Here is a 16,940-nt window from a genome sequence, read left to right as displayed (position 1 = left end):
AATCATATTGTAGATATGACTGATACATACTAACTAGTCAGGAGACTAGTTGGGTTTTTTATTATATTCGAGTGTAAGGAAGTAATGACATGGAAAAAGATATAGAATATATCGAACAATTGTTGTTTCAAAATTCATCAAATATCGATGAATTAAGGCATTATGCTGAACAATATAATGTTCCAATAATGGACAAAATCTCCACAGAGTTTGTTAAACAATTAATTAGAATTAAAGATGTGAAAAGTATTCTAGAGATTGGAACGGCAATTGGATATAGCGCGATGCATTTTGCTTCATGTGATCCGGGTATTAATGTGTGGACGATTGAAAGAAAAGAAGAAATGTATGAACAAGCTATTTCAAATATTAAAGACTTTGGTTATGAAAGCCAAATAAATGTTATCTTTTCTGATGCATTAGAAGCTTTTGAATTGTTACCTACCGACCAGTCATTTGATATGATTTTTATCGATGCTGCTAAAGCTCAATCACAAAAGTTTTTTGAACTATATGAACCACTGCTTAAAGATGATGGCATCATTATTACTGACAATATTTTATACCATGGTTTTGTCAGTAATATTGAAATTGTAAGAAACAGAAACGTTAAACAAATGGTAAAAAAAGTTCAAAAATATAATCATTGGTTAATGAATCATGAAAATTATAAAACGACATTGATTAATATTGGTGATGGTATGGCCATTTCTAAAAAGGAGAAGTTGTAATGACAGAATTACTAGTGACACCTAAGTCCGTTGAACATATTGAACAATTAATTAAATTAGGTGCTGATGCATTTGTCATTGGTGAAGAAAAATTTGGATTAAGACTTGCTGGTGAATTTAAAGAACCAGAACTTCGTGAAGCCATTAAGCTTATCCATGATCATGGTAAAAAAGCATACGTAGCGGTAAATGGTATTTTTCATAATGAACATATTGATGATTTGGAATCTTATATTGATTTGTTACATGAATTAAAAGCAGATAGAATCATTTTTGGCGATCCAGCAGTAGTTATGGCAATGAAAAATCGTGAGAATCCTATACCTTTAAATTGGAATGCTGAAACAATCGTGACAAATCATTTTCAATGTAATTATTGGGGTGATAGAGGTTCAGCTAGAGCAGTGTTGGCTCGTGAGTTAAGTATTGAAGAAGTACTAGAAATTAAAGAAAAAAGTAATGTCGAAATAGAAGTTCAAGTACACGGCATGACTTGTATGTTCCAGTCTAAAAGAAAATTACTTGGTAATTACTTTATGTATCAAGATAAAGTTATGAAAATTGAAAATCGTAAAGAAAATAAAGACATGCTTTTATATGATGAAGAAAGAAGTAATAAATATCCAATATATGAAGATTATAATGGTACACACATTATGAGTCCGAATGATATTTGCTTAATCGAAGACTTAGAGGATTTATTAGAAGCACAAATTGATGCGTTTAAGATTGACGGCGTACTTCAAACAGAAGAATATATTAATATCGCGACTGAGCAATATAGACAAGCGATTGACTTATATAACGAAGATCCAGAGTTATATGAAGATGAAAAATTTATGTTAGTTGAACCAATAGAAGAGGTTCAAAAAGATCATCGTCCAATGGATCAAGGATTTATGTTCAAACAAACAGTTTATTAAGTTATATTAAAGGAATGATATATATGAAAGTTCTAGAACCTATTGGCGCAAGTCGTCAAACAAAGATAAAAAAACCAGAACTTCTAGCGCCTGCAGGAAATTTAGAAAAACTCAAAATTGCTGTTCATTATGGTGCGGATGCTGTGTTCCTAGGTGGACAAGAATATGGTTTAAGGTCAAATGCTGATAACTTTACGATGGAAGAAATTAAAGAAGGCGTTCAGTTTGCAGCAAAATATGGCGCAAAAATTTATGTTACAACAAATATTTTTGCTCATGATGAAAATATTCCAGGACTAGAAGAATATTTAAAAAATCTAAATGAAACGGGTGCACATGGTATTATAGTTGCTGATCCACTTATTATAGAAACGTGTAAACGTGTGGCACCTAATTTAGAAATCCATTTAAGTACACAACAATCTTTATCAAATTATCGTGCAGTTCAATATTGGAAAGAAGAAGGACTTGAGAGAGTCGTTCTAGCTCGTGAAACGAGTGCTGAAGAAATGCGCGAAATGAAAGAAAAAGTTGATATTGAAATAGAAACATTTATACATGGAGCAATGTGTATTGCATATTCTGGTAGATGTACATTAAGTAATCATATGACAGCAAGAGACTCAAATAGAGGTGGTTGTTGTCAAAGTTGTAGATGGGATTACGATTTAATATCAGTAGAAGAAGATGGAGAATTAGAGCCATATTTCGATGGTAATGAGATCACGCCTTTTGCAATGAGTCCAAAAGACTTGAAATTAATCGAATCAATACCTAAAATGATGGACATCGGTATAGATTCTCTAAAAATTGAAGGTCGTATGAAATCTATTCATTATATTGCTACTGTTGTATCTGTATATCGTAAAGTAATTGATCGCTATGCTGAGGATCCAGAAAACTTTAAAATCGATCCTAGATGGTTGATTGAATTAGATAAATGTGCGAATAGAGATACAGCACCAGCTTTCTTCGAAGGTGTACCACATTACGAAGAACAAATGTTTGGACACGAATCAAATAAAAAAACACCTTTTGATTTTTGTGGATTAGTGTTAGACTATGACGAAGTATCACAAATAGCTACCATCCAACAAAGAAATTATTTCAAGCCAGGACAAGAAATTGAATTTTTTGGACCTGAAATTGAAAACTTCACTCAAGTCATAGATAAGATATATGATGAAAATGGTGAAGAACTCGACGCAGCCAGACATCCACTTCAAGTCATTCAAATAAAAGTGGATCGTCAGATTTATCCAAATAACATGATGAGAAAGGGAATCGTTTGATGGGAAAGACTACAATTATAGGTATTGCAGGGGGTTCTGGTTCAGGTAAGACTTCTGTAACATCCGAAATTATGAAAAATTTAGATGGATATAGTGTTGCATTAATAGAACAAGATTACTATTATAAAGATCAATCGCATATGTCTTTTGAAGATAGATTGAAGACTAACTATGATCATCCATTCGCTTTCGATAATGAAAGATTAAAACAAGATTTAACTAGAATTAAAGATGGACATGCAATTGAAGTGCCTACGTATGATTATTCAAATCACACGAGAAGCGATAAGACGATTAGATTCGAACCTAAAGATGTTATTATACTTGAAGGTATATTCGCGCTTGAAAATGAAGATTTACGTAATTTAATGGATGTTAAGATTTATGTTGATACTGATGCTGACTTAAGAATTTTACGTCGTTTAACGAGAGACATTAAAGAAAGAGGACGTACGATGGAGTCAGTAATTGATCAATACTTATCAGTTGTAAGACCGATGCATATCCAATTTATTGAACCAACGAAGAAATATGCGGATATCATCATCCCTGAAGGTGGTAGTAATAAGGTAGCTATTGATATTATGACTACGAAAATTCAATCGTTAGTTAAAAATATTTAAATAATTATAAAGTAAAGGAAGATGGAAGAATGGAAACACAAAAAGAATTTCCTATGACACAGGAAGGTTTTAACAAATTAGAAAAAGAACTTGAAGAATTAAAAACAGTTAAGCGACCAGAAGTCGTTGAAAAAATAAAAGTAGCACGTAGTTTTGGTGACTTATCTGAGAACTCTGAATACGATGCAGCTAAAGATGAGCAAGGTTTCATTGAACAAGAAATTCAAAAAATCGAAAACATGATTCGTCATGCACAAATTATTGAAGATAATGGTTCAAAAAATGTTGTCCAAATCGGAAGAACTGTAACATTTACTGAAGTTCCAGGTAACGAAGAAGAAAGCTACAAAATTGTTGGTTCAGCAGAAGCAGACCCATTTGAAGGTAAAATTTCTAATGAGTCTCCAATTGCTAAAGCTTTAATTGGTAAAAAATTAAACGAAGAAGTAAATGTTCCATTACCAAATGGTAACGAAATGAAAGTTAAAATCGTAAAAATCGATTAATCGTATTATAATTTAGAAGGAAAGCTGTAGAAACGTATGAAACAAACGTTTTTACAGCTTTTTTTTATATAAATCATGGTATTATGATAAAGTATAATTGATTTAATTATCTGATTATTAAAAGCGTTAACAAAGGGGTGGTAAAATTGGATATTAAGCAAGTGAGTGAGACGCATTTTATGATTTATGAACAAAATGAAATCAGTCCAGAAATAAGGAATAAAATTTCGACGATTGCATTACATATTGAATCATTGCAACATCCAGCTGTTATAAGTGTGACATCATCATATCGATCAATCATGGTTGCATTTGATGCGAAACAATATACATACGAAACAGTCCTTCATGAACTAGACTTACATCATTTAAATCTTAATCAAGAAAATGCATCACATTCAAAAAAGTTGATAACATTACCAGTTGTATATGGTGGTGAATTTGGTCCAGATTTAAATATTGTTGCTGAACATGCACAATTATCAGAAGAAGAAGTGATTCAAATACATACTGAAGAAAATTATTTAATTTATGCAATTGGATTTTTACCTGGCTTTCCATTTTTAGGAGGACTAAATGAGAAAATACATACACCTAGAAAGGAAACGCCAAGAAGTAAAATCGTCCAAGGATCTGTTGGAATTGCAAATAATCAAACTGGACTTTATCCGAAATCATCACCAGGCGGATGGCAAATTATTGGTCGCACACCAATAGATGTTTTTAACTTAGATCGAGAGCCTATGATTTTATACGAAGCTGGAGACTATATTGCTTTTAAAGCTATTCATCAAGAAGAATTTACGCGAATTGAAGACGAGATTGTAAATGGCATATTTGATTATAGTCAGTTAGTAGGTGATTTGTAATGAAATGTATAAAACCAGGTTTGTTTACGACTGTTCAAGATATAGGTCGATCAAAATTTGAAAAAGATGGATTTTCTGAAGCGGGTGTTATGAATCAATATTTATACAGTATCGCGAATGCTTTAGTGGATAATGAAAATGCACCTGTATTAGAAGTGACATTAAATGGACCTACATTAAAATTTGAAGAACCGAATATCGTCGTATTTGTTGCATATGCTGCAGATATACAGCTTGATGATCAACCAATACCAGTAAATACAGCAATTTATGTAGAAAAAGGACAAGTGCTCAATATAAAGACTATTACATCTGGGGCAAGAGGCTATTTAGCTTTTCATAAATCTTTAAATATCGAACCGATATTAGACAGTGTATCAACACATAGTAGAAGTGGTATAGGTGGCATGAATGGAAGAACATTAAACAGAAATGATGTTTTGAAATTCAAAGATAAAACTATAAACCATGACATTATAGGTAATACGTTTAATATCAATCAATTAGAAGATGCAAACATCATTCCAATTATGGAAGGGCTACAATTTGATGAATTTACATTAGAAGCACATGACCAACTTGTTAATCAATCATATACAATATCAGAAATGTCAGATCGTATGGGTTATCGATTAAATGGGGATGAACCGCTTAAACATAAACATAACGCAGATATTATTTCTGAACCGATTGCACCAGGTAGTGTACAAGTTCCTATTAATGGTCAACCGATTATATTGCTTAATGATCGTCAGACGATAGGTGGTTATACAAAGATTGCTACAGTTAGTTTTATAGGTAGAGAAAAGCTTTCTCAATTAAAAGCAAATGATAGCATTACTTTTAAATGGATTTCGTTTGAAGATGCCACGCTTGAATATCAAACATATATTAAACAATTAGAAGCAGATATAGATGATATTAAACTGAAAAAATATAAAGATTTAAGCAATATTCGTCCTAAATCTAAAAATATAGCAAAACTTATAAAGGGGAATCAGTCATGAATATAGAAAAGATAGAAGAACTTATTAAACTCATGAAACAAAATCAAGTAAATTATATGAAATATAAAGATGAAACGGTCGAAGTCGAGTTAGATTTAAAATCAACATCAAATAACGTGACTACAACACCAGTCAATAATGTTGAAGAAAACACGCCAACTTCAAAACAAGAAGAACAGCTTAATACAATAGAAGCGGAAATCCTTGGAACATTTTATTTACAAGATGAAGAAACATTACAAAATCCACTTGTCAAAGTTGGAGATGAAGTGAAAAAAGGTCAAGTTGTCGGTTATATCGAATCAATGAAAGTACTCAATGAAGTTATAAGTGAGTATGACGGTATCGTTAATGATATACAAATTAATCATGGGGATCCTGTTGAATACGGACAAACGATTATCACATTGAAATAAGGGGGATTTATATGATTAAGCGTTTACTGATTGCAAACAGAGGCGAGATTGCGGTAAGAATCATTAGAACATGTAGAATGATGAATATCACAACAATCGCAATATATTCCAAAGCAGATAAAGATAGTTTACATGTGCAATTAGCAGATGAAGCCATTTGTATTGGACCAAGTCAATCAAGTGATAGTTATTTAGATATTGAACGCATTTTAGAAGCTTGTAAGATGAGTAAAGCAGATGCGATTCATCCTGGTTATGGATTTTTATCAGAATCCACGACTTTTAGAAAAAGAGTAGATGAAGAAAATATTATCTTTGTTGGTCCTAGTTATAACACGATGGATTTAATGGGAGATAAAATAAAAGCAAGAGAAACGATGTACAACGCGAACGTACCTATTATTCCTGGGTCTATTGGAGAAGTAAAGACAGTTAAAGAAGCAGAAGAAGTTGCTCAAAAAATAGGATATCCATTTGTGTTAAAGGCTGCTAGTGGCGGTGGTGGTAAAGGTATTCGAATCGTACAAGAACCTGACCAACTTGAACAATTCTTTAAAGAGGCTCAATCTGAAGGCGAAAAATACTTTGGAGATAAACGTGTGTATATTGAAACATTTATTGATGAAGCTAGACATGTGGAAGTTCAAATACTCGCGAGCAAACATGGTGAAGCAATTCATCTCGGTGAACGAGATTGTTCAATTCAAAGAAAGAACCAAAAGTTAATCGAAGAAGCACCTTGTGCAGCATTAGATCAAAGTACAAGAAATTCGTTACACACAGATGCTGTAAAAGCCGCTAAAGCTTGTAATTATGAAAGTGCTGGAACAATTGAATTTTTACTAACTGATGACGGCTATTATTTCTTAGAAATGAATACACGCATTCAAGTTGAACATACAGTCACAGAATTATTAACAGGTGTTGATTTAATTAAGCAACAAATATTAGTAGCTAATGGTGAGAAGTTATCTATTAATCAAGAGGATATCCATTTTGATGGGCATGTGATTGAATGTCGTATAAATGCAGAAAATCCAGAAAAACAATTCCGCCCAGCAGCAGGTGTTGTTCAAGCTTTACATTTACCTAATGGATTTAATACGAGAGTAGACAGTATGTTATATGATGGTTATCAAATTCCACCATACTATGATTCATTAGTCGCTAAAATACTTGTTAAAGGTGAAGATAGACTTGAAGCAATTGAAAAAATGAAAGGTACGTTAGAAGAAACGGTCATTGATGGTTTTCCGACAACGTTAGACTTTTTATATCGCGTGTTGAGTTATGAACCATATATTAAAAATGATATAACCATTAAGTTTCTACATGAACATAAAATCGTTTAAGGAGAGGGTATTGTGGTACAAGTTGATTTGAATTGTGATTTAGGAGAAAGCTTTGGTAACTATAAACTTGGTAATGATGAAAGTATATTACCTTTAATCACTTCTGCAAATGTCGCTTGTGGTTTTCATGCAGGAGATCAACACGTTATGAATGAAACAGTTAAATTGGCGGTTCAACATGATGTACATATAGGTGCTCATCCAGGTTTTCAAGATTTAATTGGATTTGGGCGTAGAAACATAGATGTTACACCAGAAGAAGTTTATGATTTAGTGATTTATCAATTAGGTGCATTAGCTGGATTTTGTAAAATACACGAAACAAAAATACACCATGTTAAGCCACATGGTGCGTTATATCAAATGGGTGCTAAAGATCCAGAAATTGCCGATGCAATTGTTAAAGCGGTGAAAGATTTTGATGATCAGTTATTATTCGTTGGTTTATCTAATAGTGAACTAATCGAATCATGTAAACGTCATAATTTAACATATAAGAGTGAAGTATTTGCTGATCGTGCATACGAGGATAATGGCCAATTAGTTTCTAGGAAAAAAGAAGGTGCGCTTATTAAAGATACAAACCAAGCTGTCGCACAAGTTATTAAAATGGTTAAAGAATCTAAAGTTATCACGATAAATGGAAATGAAATTCCGATTGAAGCAGATACAATATGTGTACATGGAGACGGACAACATGCTTTAGATTTTGTTCAAGAAATTATTCGACAGTTTAAAGCTGAAGGCATAGAAATTAGTGCAATGAAATAGGAGGAAAGCGTATGAAGCAAAATAAAGGGTATGAGGAGTTAAATCAACCGTTTGAAATAACAAATAAACATAGAAGAATTCTATGGGGTGCAGTATTCTTAATGGCTACTTCATCTATTGGACCAGCATTTTTAACTCAAACGGCAGTTTTTACTGAGCAATTTCTTGCAAGCTTTGCATTTGCAATACTTGCATCTATTCTGATTGATATCGGTGCACAAATTAATATTTGGCGTGTTATCACAGTTGTAGGTAAAGGTGGACAAGATATCGCGAATGATGTGTTTAAGGGGTTAGGTACATTTATCGCAATATTAATCGCTATTGGTGGGCTAGCATTTAACATCGGTAACGTTGCAGGTGCTGGGCTAGGACTTAATGCGATATTCGGTTTAGATGTAAGAATTGGTGCAGGTATTACAGGCGTATTAGCAATTTTAATATTTGTTGTTAAAAACGCACAAAAAGTCGTAGATATTATTACACAAATATTAGGTGTACTCATGATTGCCATTGTTGCTTATGTAATGGTATTAACGAAACCACCAGTTGTCGAAGCGGCACAAAAAATGATTGTACCTGATGATATTAGTAAACTCATTGTACCAATCATCACATTGGTTGGTGGAACTGTTGGTGGTTATATTACATTTGCAGGTGCTCATAGATTGTTAGAAGCAGGTATCACTGGAAAAGGTTATATACCATTTGTAAATAGAGCGGCCATTTCAGGTATTTTAACAACGGGTATAATGAGAACATTTTTATTCTTAGCAGTACTTGGTGTTGTTGTTACAGGATTCACTTTAAATCCAGACAATCCACCAGCTTCTGTATTTGAACATGTATTAGGACCTGTCGGTAAACAAGTATTCGGTGTTGTATTATTTGCAGCAGCATTATCATCAGTAATTGGCTGTGCATACACAAGTACAACATTTATTCAATCATTGCATCCATCTATTAAAAATCATAGAAACTTAGTTATTATTATTTTCATAGTTGTTTCATCTATTGTATTCTTAACAATTGGTAAGCCGGTTAAATTATTAATTATTGCTGGTGCATTGAACGGTTTAATTTTACCAGTAACTTTAGGAACAATTTTAATTGCTTCTAAGAAGAAAAGTATCGTTGGTGACTATAAACACCCAACTTGGATGATTGTAATTGGTGTTGTTGCTGTTGTTACAACATTAATAGCAGGGGTATTATCATTACAAGGCTTACAAAGTTTATGGAATAGTTAAAAACGTATTTCAAAGTATACTAATTATGTTAATATAAATATTGAATGAATATGATGGAGTGATAAAGCATGATTGGTATTATTGGAGCAATGGAAGAAGAAGTAGAAATATTAAAGTCATCTATTGAAAATAGAGAAACAATCCAAATTGCACATGTTATTTTTTATAAAGGTAATATAGAAGATAAACAAGTTGTATTAGCACAAAGTGGTATTGGTAAAGTAAATGCTGCAATTACAGCAACATTACTAATCAATGAATTTAAACCAGATTTAATCATTAATACAGGGTCAGCAGGTTCTGTTGATAGCGAATTAAATATTGGTGATATCATTATTAGTAATAAAGTTTATTATCATGATGTCAATGCAACGGCATTTGGCTATAAATTGGGACAAGTACCAAGTATGCCAGAATTTTATGAAACTGATAGTAAATTAATCGACTTAGCGAAATCATCAATAGAACAGCTTGATTTAAATGGTATTGTTGGTGAGGTTGCTACAGGTGATAGTTTCATTGGCTCAATTGATCAGCGTAAAGTGATTAAATCTAACTTTCCTACTGCAAGTGTCGTAGAGATGGAAGCTGGTGCAATTGCGCAAACTTGTTACCAATATAATGTGCCTATTATTGTTACGAGAGCTGTTTCAGATTTAGCAGATAAAGAATCTGATGTTACTTTTGAAGAATTTTTAAAAGTAGCTTGCGTCAATTCTAGTAAAATTGTAAAATTATTATTAAATAGAGTGGCATAAGGAGGCAGTTTCATGTTAATATTAATGGCTATCGCTGTCATTGCTACAGCACTTGTTGGTTATGTGATTTATGCGAATACAGAAGTTGAAAAATCTTCTGACCGTGAAATTACAGAATAATATTTAGTGTTGCGAATCATAAGTGATTTGCAACACTTTTATTTTGTATTCAACTAAAGGAATGTATATATGATTTATGTTAAAATAAAAGATAATATTGAGGTGTAATAATGGGATTATTTACAAAATATTTTTTACCAAATGAATATGTTCAATCAGTATTTAATATCGAACCTGAACATTTAAAATCTAAAAATATAAAAGCAATTATCACAGACTTAGATAATACATTAGTAGGTTGGGATGTTAAAGATCCAACTGATGAAGTGAGAAATTGGTTTGAAAATATGAAAGATAATGGTATAACAGTTACGATTGTTTCTAATAATAATCAAGAACGTGTTGCGTCATTTTCATCAACATTAAATATTGATTATATTTTTAAAGCACGTAAACCACGTGGTAAAGCTTTTAGACAAGCAGCTAAATTAATGAACGTCAATAAGTCTGAAGTAGTTGTTATTGGTGATCAAATGTTAACAGATGTGTTTGGTGGAAATAGAAACGGATTATATACAATTATGGTCGTACCTGTGAAAAAGACAGATGGTTTCGTTACGAAATTCAATCGATTAATAGAAAGAAGATTTTTAAATTACTTTAAGAGAAAAGGTTTAATTAACTGGGAGGAATAAATTTGACAGAGTTTGCTAAATGTATTGGTTGTGGTGCAACACTTCAATCTGAAAATCCAAATGAAGCTGGATACGTTCCACAATCAAGTTTGAATAAAGAAGATGTCATTTGTAAAAGATGTTTTAGACTTAAAAATTATAACGAAGTCCAAGATGTTGATTTAACAAGTGAAGATTTTCTAAACATGTTGAAATCTCTTCACAATGAAGATGGTCTTATTGTCAATGTTGTGGATGTATTTGATTTAGAAGGATCTATGATACATCGCTTAAAAGATATAGTAGGTAAGAAAAAAGTCGTACTTGTCGCGAATAAAATGGATATCTTACCTAAAGCTATTAATAAAAGAAGAGTTGAAATTTGGTTAAGAAATCGTGCGAAAGATTTTGGACTTAATCCTGACGAAGTTGTATTGATTTCTGCATATAAAAATCAAGGAATTGATGATTTACTATCAACTATCGAGAAAGTAAGAGATGGTAAAGATGTTTATGTAGTGGGTACAACAAACGTTGGTAAATCTACATTAATCAATAGATTGATTGAAAAGAGTGTCGGTGAAAAAGAAGTGATTACAACAAGTCATTTTCCTGGTACAACATTAGATATGATTGATATTCCATTAGATGATGATTCATATATGTTTGATACACCTGGTATTATTCAAAGTCATCAAATGACGCATTACGTTACAGATAAAGAATTGAAAGTTGTTATGCCTAAAAAAGAAATTAAGCCAAAAGTTTATCAATTAAACGAAGAACAAAGCTTATTCTTAGGTGGCTTAGTTAGAGTAGATTATGTAAGTGGCGGTAGACGTTCTTTAACATGTTTTGTATCAAACGACTTAAACATTCATAGAACAAAGTTATCAAACGCTGAAGATTTATGGAAACGTCAAATTGGTGAGCTTCTTAAACCACCATATGATCCATCAAACTTTAACTTCGACAACTTAAAAACAACTGAGATTACAACCGAATCTGAAAGAAAAGATGTTATGATTTCAGGATTAGGATTTGTAACTGTAGATGCAGGTGCAGAAATACATGTTACGGCGCCTAAAGAAGTCGAAGTTACATTAAGAACATCTATTTTATAAGAGGTGAATTAAATGAAGTTTGGAGTTATCGGACATCCTATTAACCATTCGCTTTCACCGATTATGCACGCAGCAAGTTTTGAAGCATTAGGTAGGGAAGATGAATATGGTGCTTTAGATATTCCACCAGAACAATTTAAACATATTAAAGAAATAATAAATGAAAAAGCTTTAGACGGCTTTAATATTACAATACCTCATAAAGAATCCATCTTGCCTTATTTAGATGAAGTATCTTCAAATGCTAAGCATATTGGTGCTGTTAACACAGTTCTAATACAAGATAATAAATGGATTGGGTATAATACAGATGGTATTGGTTTTGTTAAAGGTTTAATTGAACATTACGGTAGCATTCAAGATCGTAAAATTTTAGTACTTGGTGCTGGTGGTGCGAGTAAAGGTATTGTTTCGGAAATGCAGAAGTTTACGAATCATAAAATAACAGTGGCAAATAGAACGATGTCTAGATTTGATAATTGGCAAATTGATATTGAAACTATAAGTCTGACAGATGTTCAATCTGTTCTTCATACATTTGATATTATTATTAATACGACACCGGTTGGCATGAATACACAGCATAGTGAATTCATTATTCCTGTGGAGAAGATAAGTAAAAATAGTTTAGTTTGTGATATTATCTATATTCCTGACAAGACACCGCTACTGCAAGCATGTGAACAAGCAGGTATTGCAATATATAACGGATTGGATATGTTCGTTTATCAAGGCGCAGAAAGTTTTAAAATATGGACGGGACAAGAAGCCCATATAGAATCAATGAGAAATAAAGTACAAGAGGAACTTAAAAGGAGATCATTATGTTAACAGGTAAACAAAAGAGATATTTAAGAAAAGAAGCGCATCATTTAGATCCAATTTTCCAAATTGGAAAAGGCGGATTAAATGACAATATGATAGAACAAGTGCAAGACGTACTTGAAAAAAGAGAATTGATCAAAATTCATATCTTACAAAATAATATGGATGATCATAAAGAAGTAGCTGAATCAATTGCTGAACAAGCAGGTGCTGAACTCGTACAACTTATCGGTAATATTATTGTCTTATATAAAGAATCTAAAGAAAATAAGAGATTAGAACTACCATAATATTATGAAAAAGCTCATGATCTATGGAGGTCAATTTAATCCAATTCATATTGGACATATGTTAGTTGCGAGTGAAGCATATCAATTTGTTCAACCTGATAAATTCATTTTCTTACCAAGTTATCAATCACCACTTAAAGAACATAACGAATCTTATTTAATAGAATCAGAACGTGTAAAAATGTTAGAATTAGCTATTGAAGATTTGCAATTCGGTGAAGTTGATGAGAGAGAACTTAATAGAAAAGGTACGAGTTACACATTTGATACAATTAAAGAATTTAAACAAGAATTTCCTGATTATCAAATATATTTTGTAATCGGTTCAGATCAATACGAGAATTTGCATAAATGGAGAAACATTGCAGAATTAAAAGAATTGTTAACATTTGTAGTTGTTAATAGAGAAGTTGATAAACAAGATGTTAAAGAAGGGATGTTAGCATTACACATTCCTAGAATTGATGTAAGCTCAACAGACATTCGCAATAGATGTAAAAATCGTCAATCTATAAAGATGCTCGTTACGCCACGAATTGAAAGATATATCAAAAGGGGACGATTGTATGAAAATTAAAAAAGCAGTCAAATTGGTTGAAGAAACGTTACCATCAAAAAGATATAATCACTCTATGAGAGTAGCCGAAACAGGTAAGAAAATGGCAGAAATCTTTGATGGTGACATGAAAAAAGTTGAATTAGCAGGTATACTGCATGATTTATGTAAATATGAAGAACTTTCAGCGTTATATCAAAGTGTAACGCAATATGATCTAGGGCAAGATTTATTGAGTTATGGCTCAGAAATACTACATGGACCAGTTGCTGCTGCAAGGCTTAAAGATCAATATGATATAAATGATGAAGATATTTATTACGCAATTTATAGTCATACGACTGGTAGAGCGCAAATGAATAAGACTGAAAAAATAATTTTTATTGCTGACTATATTGAACCTAAAAGAACAACTCCAGGTGTAGACGAAATTAGAGATATTGTCTTTAAAGAACGCAACTTGGATAAAGCAGTATATGAAATATCAAAACGTACAGTGTTACACTTAATTAATAAGGATAAAACAGTACATTTAAAAACTATAGAATGCTTAAATTATTATAATATGCATTCAGAACAATAAAGGAATGGTTAAATGAATTCAAATGATTTAATGAAACAAACGTTACTCGCATGTGATGATAAACGTGCTGAAGACATTATTGCAATTGATATGAAAGGTATTAGCGATATAGCTGATTATTTTGTTGTATGTCATGGTAACAGTGACAAGCAAGTTCAAGCTATTGCAAGAAATGTTAAAGATGAAGCGGAAATAAATGAAGTATTAGTGAAAAGACTAGAAGGCTTTAATGAAGCAAGATGGGTATTAATTGATTTAGGTGACGTTGTTGTACACGTATTCCATAGAGAAGAGCGTGATTACTACGACTTAGAAAGATTATATAAAGACGCACCAATTATCACTCTAAATGAGGTAGCACAATAATGGCATACAATCGTATGAGCCATTACTATGACCTTCTAACTGAAGATCAACCATATGATAAATGGAAACACATCGTCGGTCATTATGTTACAGGTAATGATAACGATATTTTGGATATTGGTTGTGGTACAGGACGCTTAACAGAACAATTATTAGAATATGGTCGCGTAAGTGGACTTGATTTAAGTGAAGAGATGTTAGAAGTGGCAGAAAGTCGTAATCCTAATATTAATTGGTATTGCCAAGATATGAGAGATTTAGACTTACCACAAAGTTACAATGTAATTACTATCTTTTGTGACAGCTTGAATTATATAACAGACCCTGAAGAAGTTCTTCAAGTATTTAACTATGTTAATCAATTTTTAAATGATGGTGGATTGCTAATATTTGATGTGCATTCGCTATATAAGATGAATCACCAATTTAATAACCGTAACTATATTGATGAAACAGAACAATTAACTTTAGCATGGCAAGCAATTGCTGGTGAAGAACCTAATAGTGTATATCATCAAATGTCATTTTTCATTGAAAGAGAAGATGGACTTTACGAACGATTCGATGAAGAACATTATCAAGTCACATATGAAATCGACCTTTATAAACAACTTTTAGACTTTGCTGGATTTAAAGTTGAAAGTGTATTTACTGATTTCAATATCGATCAATTTGATGAAAATGGCGATAGACATTTTATAGTTGCAAGAAAGTAATTTAGAACACTTCCTACGTTTAATAATGTAGGAGGTGTTTTTTTGAAATATATTTATGAAATGAAGGAATGGCTAATAGAGAATTACCAACTTGCAATCATCATGATTGTTGTATTATTTTTCATTTGTAATAGCCTTTTCACTGGTAATGATGATAATGAAGCTATCATTCATCAACAAGATACAACAAATGAAGTTAAACAACAGTCTTCAGATGATAACGCTGTTGATAAGACAGATGAATCTAAATCTACTAAAGAAGTTAATAGAAACGTAGTAGTAGATGTAAAAGGAGCTGTTAATTATCCCAATACATATACTATGTCTTCAAAGGATCGCGTACATGATGTATTAAAGAAAGCTCAAACAAAGCATAATGCAGATTTGTCTAAAATCAATTTATCAGAACGACTTAAAGATCAAATGTATATATATGTTCCAATAAACGGCGAACATGTGCCTAGTGTTAATACAAACCAATCTACAAATGATAAAGTAGAAGTCAATATTAATACAGGTGATAAATCAGAAATCGAAAAGTTACCTGGTATCGGTCCAAGTAAAGCAGATGCCATTTTACATTATAGAGAAACAAATGGAGAATTTAAAACTGTTGATGATTTGAAGAAGGTTAAAGGATTTGGAGATAAAACAGTCGAAAGTTTAAAAGATTTTATCGTTTTAAATTAAATTGCATTTATACTTGTTAAATTTTACAATAAGAATATATGAAAGGTAGGTCGATGTGTAATGGATAGAATTGAATGGAAAGAATACTTTATGGCTCAAAGTCATCTATTATCATTAAGGTCAACGTGTGAACGGTTATCTGTCGGTGCAACAATCGTTAAAGATAATAGAGTGATTGCTGGTGGATATAATGGGTCTGTTTCAGGAGAAGAACATTGTATAGATAATGGCTGCCTTGTAGTGGACGGTCATTGTATAAGAACTATTCATGCTGAAATGAATGCGATTATACAATGTGCTAAGTTAGGTGTTTCCTCAGAAGGTGCGACTATTTATGTTACACATTTTCCTTGTCTAAATTGCACGAAATCAATTATACAAGCTGGTATTAAACAAATTTATTATGCTGACGATTATCATAATCATACATATGCAATACAACTGTTAGAACAGTCCGGTGTACACTACGAAAAAATCAATTTCCATCCAGAAGACATTATTAAATATTTAAAGTAAGGACTAATATTTAAGATGTGGTTTTATTTTGCACTTTATTTA

At 32.0% G+C, this 16,940-nt stretch carries 22 protein-coding genes; all 22 read left to right on the top strand.

Features of this window, described 5'->3' with window-relative positions:
- The first annotated feature begins 89 nt into the window (after positions 1–89).
- On the top strand, positions 90–731 hold the full coding sequence (locus LQ686_RS01420) for an O-methyltransferase (protein ID WP_103360762.1): 642 nt from the start codon (positions 90–92) through the stop codon (positions 729–731).
- Positions 731–1,654, top strand: coding sequence for a peptidase U32 family protein (locus LQ686_RS01415; protein ID WP_048539665.1), 924 nt, complete (start codon positions 731–733; stop codon positions 1,652–1,654). Before LQ686_RS01420 ends, LQ686_RS01415 begins: the two co-directional genes overlap by 1 nt.
- A gap of 23 nt (positions 1,655–1,677) precedes the next feature.
- The gene (locus LQ686_RS01410) at positions 1,678–2,946 is read left to right on the top strand and encodes a peptidase U32 family protein (protein WP_037588390.1); all 1,269 of its coding nucleotides are present in this window, start codon (positions 1,678–1,680) and stop codon (positions 2,944–2,946) included.
- Positions 2,946–3,569: a uridine kinase gene (gene udk / locus LQ686_RS01405; protein WP_025904232.1), complete on the top strand. Its 624-nt coding sequence runs from the start codon at positions 2,946–2,948 to the stop codon at positions 3,567–3,569. Before LQ686_RS01410 ends, udk begins: the two co-directional genes overlap by 1 nt.
- 29 nt (positions 3,570–3,598) lie before the next feature.
- Positions 3,599–4,075, top strand: coding sequence for a transcription elongation factor GreA (gene greA, locus LQ686_RS01400; RefSeq protein WP_103360761.1), 477 nt, complete (start codon positions 3,599–3,601; stop codon positions 4,073–4,075).
- A gap of 146 nt (positions 4,076–4,221) precedes the next feature.
- On the top strand, positions 4,222–4,944 hold the full coding sequence (gene pxpB / locus LQ686_RS01395; RefSeq protein ID WP_103360760.1) for a 5-oxoprolinase subunit PxpB: 723 nt from the start codon (positions 4,222–4,224) through the stop codon (positions 4,942–4,944).
- The gene (locus tag LQ686_RS01390; RefSeq protein ID WP_103360759.1) at positions 4,944–5,951 is read left to right on the top strand and encodes a 5-oxoprolinase subunit C family protein; all 1,008 of its coding nucleotides are present in this window, start codon (positions 4,944–4,946) and stop codon (positions 5,949–5,951) included. Before pxpB ends, LQ686_RS01390 begins: the two co-directional genes overlap by 1 nt.
- Entirely contained in the window at positions 5,948–6,367 is a 420-nt protein-coding gene (locus LQ686_RS01385; RefSeq protein WP_103360758.1) for an acetyl-CoA carboxylase biotin carboxyl carrier protein, read from the top strand. The genes LQ686_RS01390 and LQ686_RS01385 overlap by 4 nt, the downstream gene beginning before the upstream one ends.
- A 14-nt stretch (positions 6,368–6,381) precedes the next feature.
- On the top strand, positions 6,382–7,719 hold the full coding sequence (gene accC, locus LQ686_RS01380; RefSeq protein ID WP_232339648.1) for an acetyl-CoA carboxylase biotin carboxylase subunit: 1,338 nt from the start codon (positions 6,382–6,384) through the stop codon (positions 7,717–7,719).
- Between the two features lie 12 nt (positions 7,720–7,731).
- Entirely contained in the window at positions 7,732–8,490 is a 759-nt protein-coding gene (gene pxpA, locus LQ686_RS01375) for a 5-oxoprolinase subunit PxpA (protein WP_103360756.1), read from the top strand.
- 11 nt (positions 8,491–8,501) lie between these two features.
- Positions 8,502–9,740: an NRAMP family divalent metal transporter gene (locus LQ686_RS01370; protein WP_103360755.1), complete on the top strand. Its 1,239-nt coding sequence runs from the start codon at positions 8,502–8,504 to the stop codon at positions 9,738–9,740.
- 68 nt (positions 9,741–9,808) lie between these two features.
- On the top strand, positions 9,809–10,498 hold the full coding sequence (locus LQ686_RS01365) for a 5'-methylthioadenosine/adenosylhomocysteine nucleosidase (protein WP_107565849.1): 690 nt from the start codon (positions 9,809–9,811) through the stop codon (positions 10,496–10,498).
- A 230-nt stretch (positions 10,499–10,728) separates the two neighbouring features.
- Positions 10,729–11,253 carry a YqeG family HAD IIIA-type phosphatase gene (locus LQ686_RS01360; protein ID WP_025904225.1) on the top strand — a complete coding sequence of 175 codons (525 nt, stop codon included), beginning with the start codon at positions 10,729–10,731 and terminating at the stop codon, positions 11,251–11,253.
- A gap of 2 nt (positions 11,254–11,255) precedes the next feature.
- On the top strand, positions 11,256–12,356 hold the full coding sequence (gene yqeH, locus LQ686_RS01355) for a ribosome biogenesis GTPase YqeH (RefSeq protein WP_107565848.1): 1,101 nt from the start codon (positions 11,256–11,258) through the stop codon (positions 12,354–12,356).
- A 12-nt stretch (positions 12,357–12,368) separates the two neighbouring features.
- Positions 12,369–13,187: a shikimate dehydrogenase gene (gene aroE, locus LQ686_RS01350; protein WP_103360668.1), complete on the top strand. Its 819-nt coding sequence runs from the start codon at positions 12,369–12,371 to the stop codon at positions 13,185–13,187.
- On the top strand, positions 13,181–13,471 hold the full coding sequence (yhbY, locus tag LQ686_RS01345; RefSeq protein WP_103360667.1) for a ribosome assembly RNA-binding protein YhbY: 291 nt from the start codon (positions 13,181–13,183) through the stop codon (positions 13,469–13,471). The genes aroE and yhbY overlap by 7 nt, the downstream gene beginning before the upstream one ends.
- 16 nt (positions 13,472–13,487) lie before the next feature.
- Entirely contained in the window at positions 13,488–14,048 is a 561-nt protein-coding gene (nadD, locus tag LQ686_RS01340; protein ID WP_173400392.1) for a nicotinate (nicotinamide) nucleotide adenylyltransferase, read from the top strand.
- The gene (gene yqeK / locus LQ686_RS01335; protein ID WP_025904220.1) at positions 14,038–14,610 is read left to right on the top strand and encodes a bis(5'-nucleosyl)-tetraphosphatase (symmetrical) YqeK; all 573 of its coding nucleotides are present in this window, start codon (positions 14,038–14,040) and stop codon (positions 14,608–14,610) included. Before nadD ends, yqeK begins: the two co-directional genes overlap by 11 nt.
- A gap of 12 nt (positions 14,611–14,622) precedes the next feature.
- A complete protein-coding gene (gene rsfS, locus LQ686_RS01330) occupies positions 14,623–14,976 on the top strand; it encodes a ribosome silencing factor (RefSeq protein ID WP_048539678.1) in 354 nt (117 codons plus the stop codon).
- A complete protein-coding gene (locus LQ686_RS01325; RefSeq protein ID WP_103360666.1) occupies positions 14,976–15,692 on the top strand; it encodes a class I SAM-dependent DNA methyltransferase in 717 nt (238 codons plus the stop codon). Before rsfS ends, LQ686_RS01325 begins: the two co-directional genes overlap by 1 nt.
- 42 nt (positions 15,693–15,734) lie before the next feature.
- Positions 15,735–16,382, top strand: a complete 648-nt coding sequence (locus tag LQ686_RS01320) for a helix-hairpin-helix domain-containing protein (RefSeq protein WP_232339595.1) — start codon at positions 15,735–15,737, stop codon at positions 16,380–16,382.
- Between the two features lie 60 nt (positions 16,383–16,442).
- On the top strand, positions 16,443–16,898 hold the full coding sequence (locus tag LQ686_RS01315; protein WP_037588364.1) for a ComE operon protein 2: 456 nt from the start codon (positions 16,443–16,445) through the stop codon (positions 16,896–16,898).
- Positions 16,899–16,940 lie beyond the last annotated feature (42 nt).

This window comes from Mammaliicoccus sp. J-M41 (assembly GCF_022385935.1).
In the GTDB taxonomy this organism is placed as follows: domain Bacteria; phylum Bacillota; class Bacilli; order Staphylococcales; family Staphylococcaceae; genus Mammaliicoccus; species Mammaliicoccus sciuri_A.
Note: the sequence above shows the minus strand (reverse complement) of the source record. Positions and strands in the feature narration are given on the sequence as shown.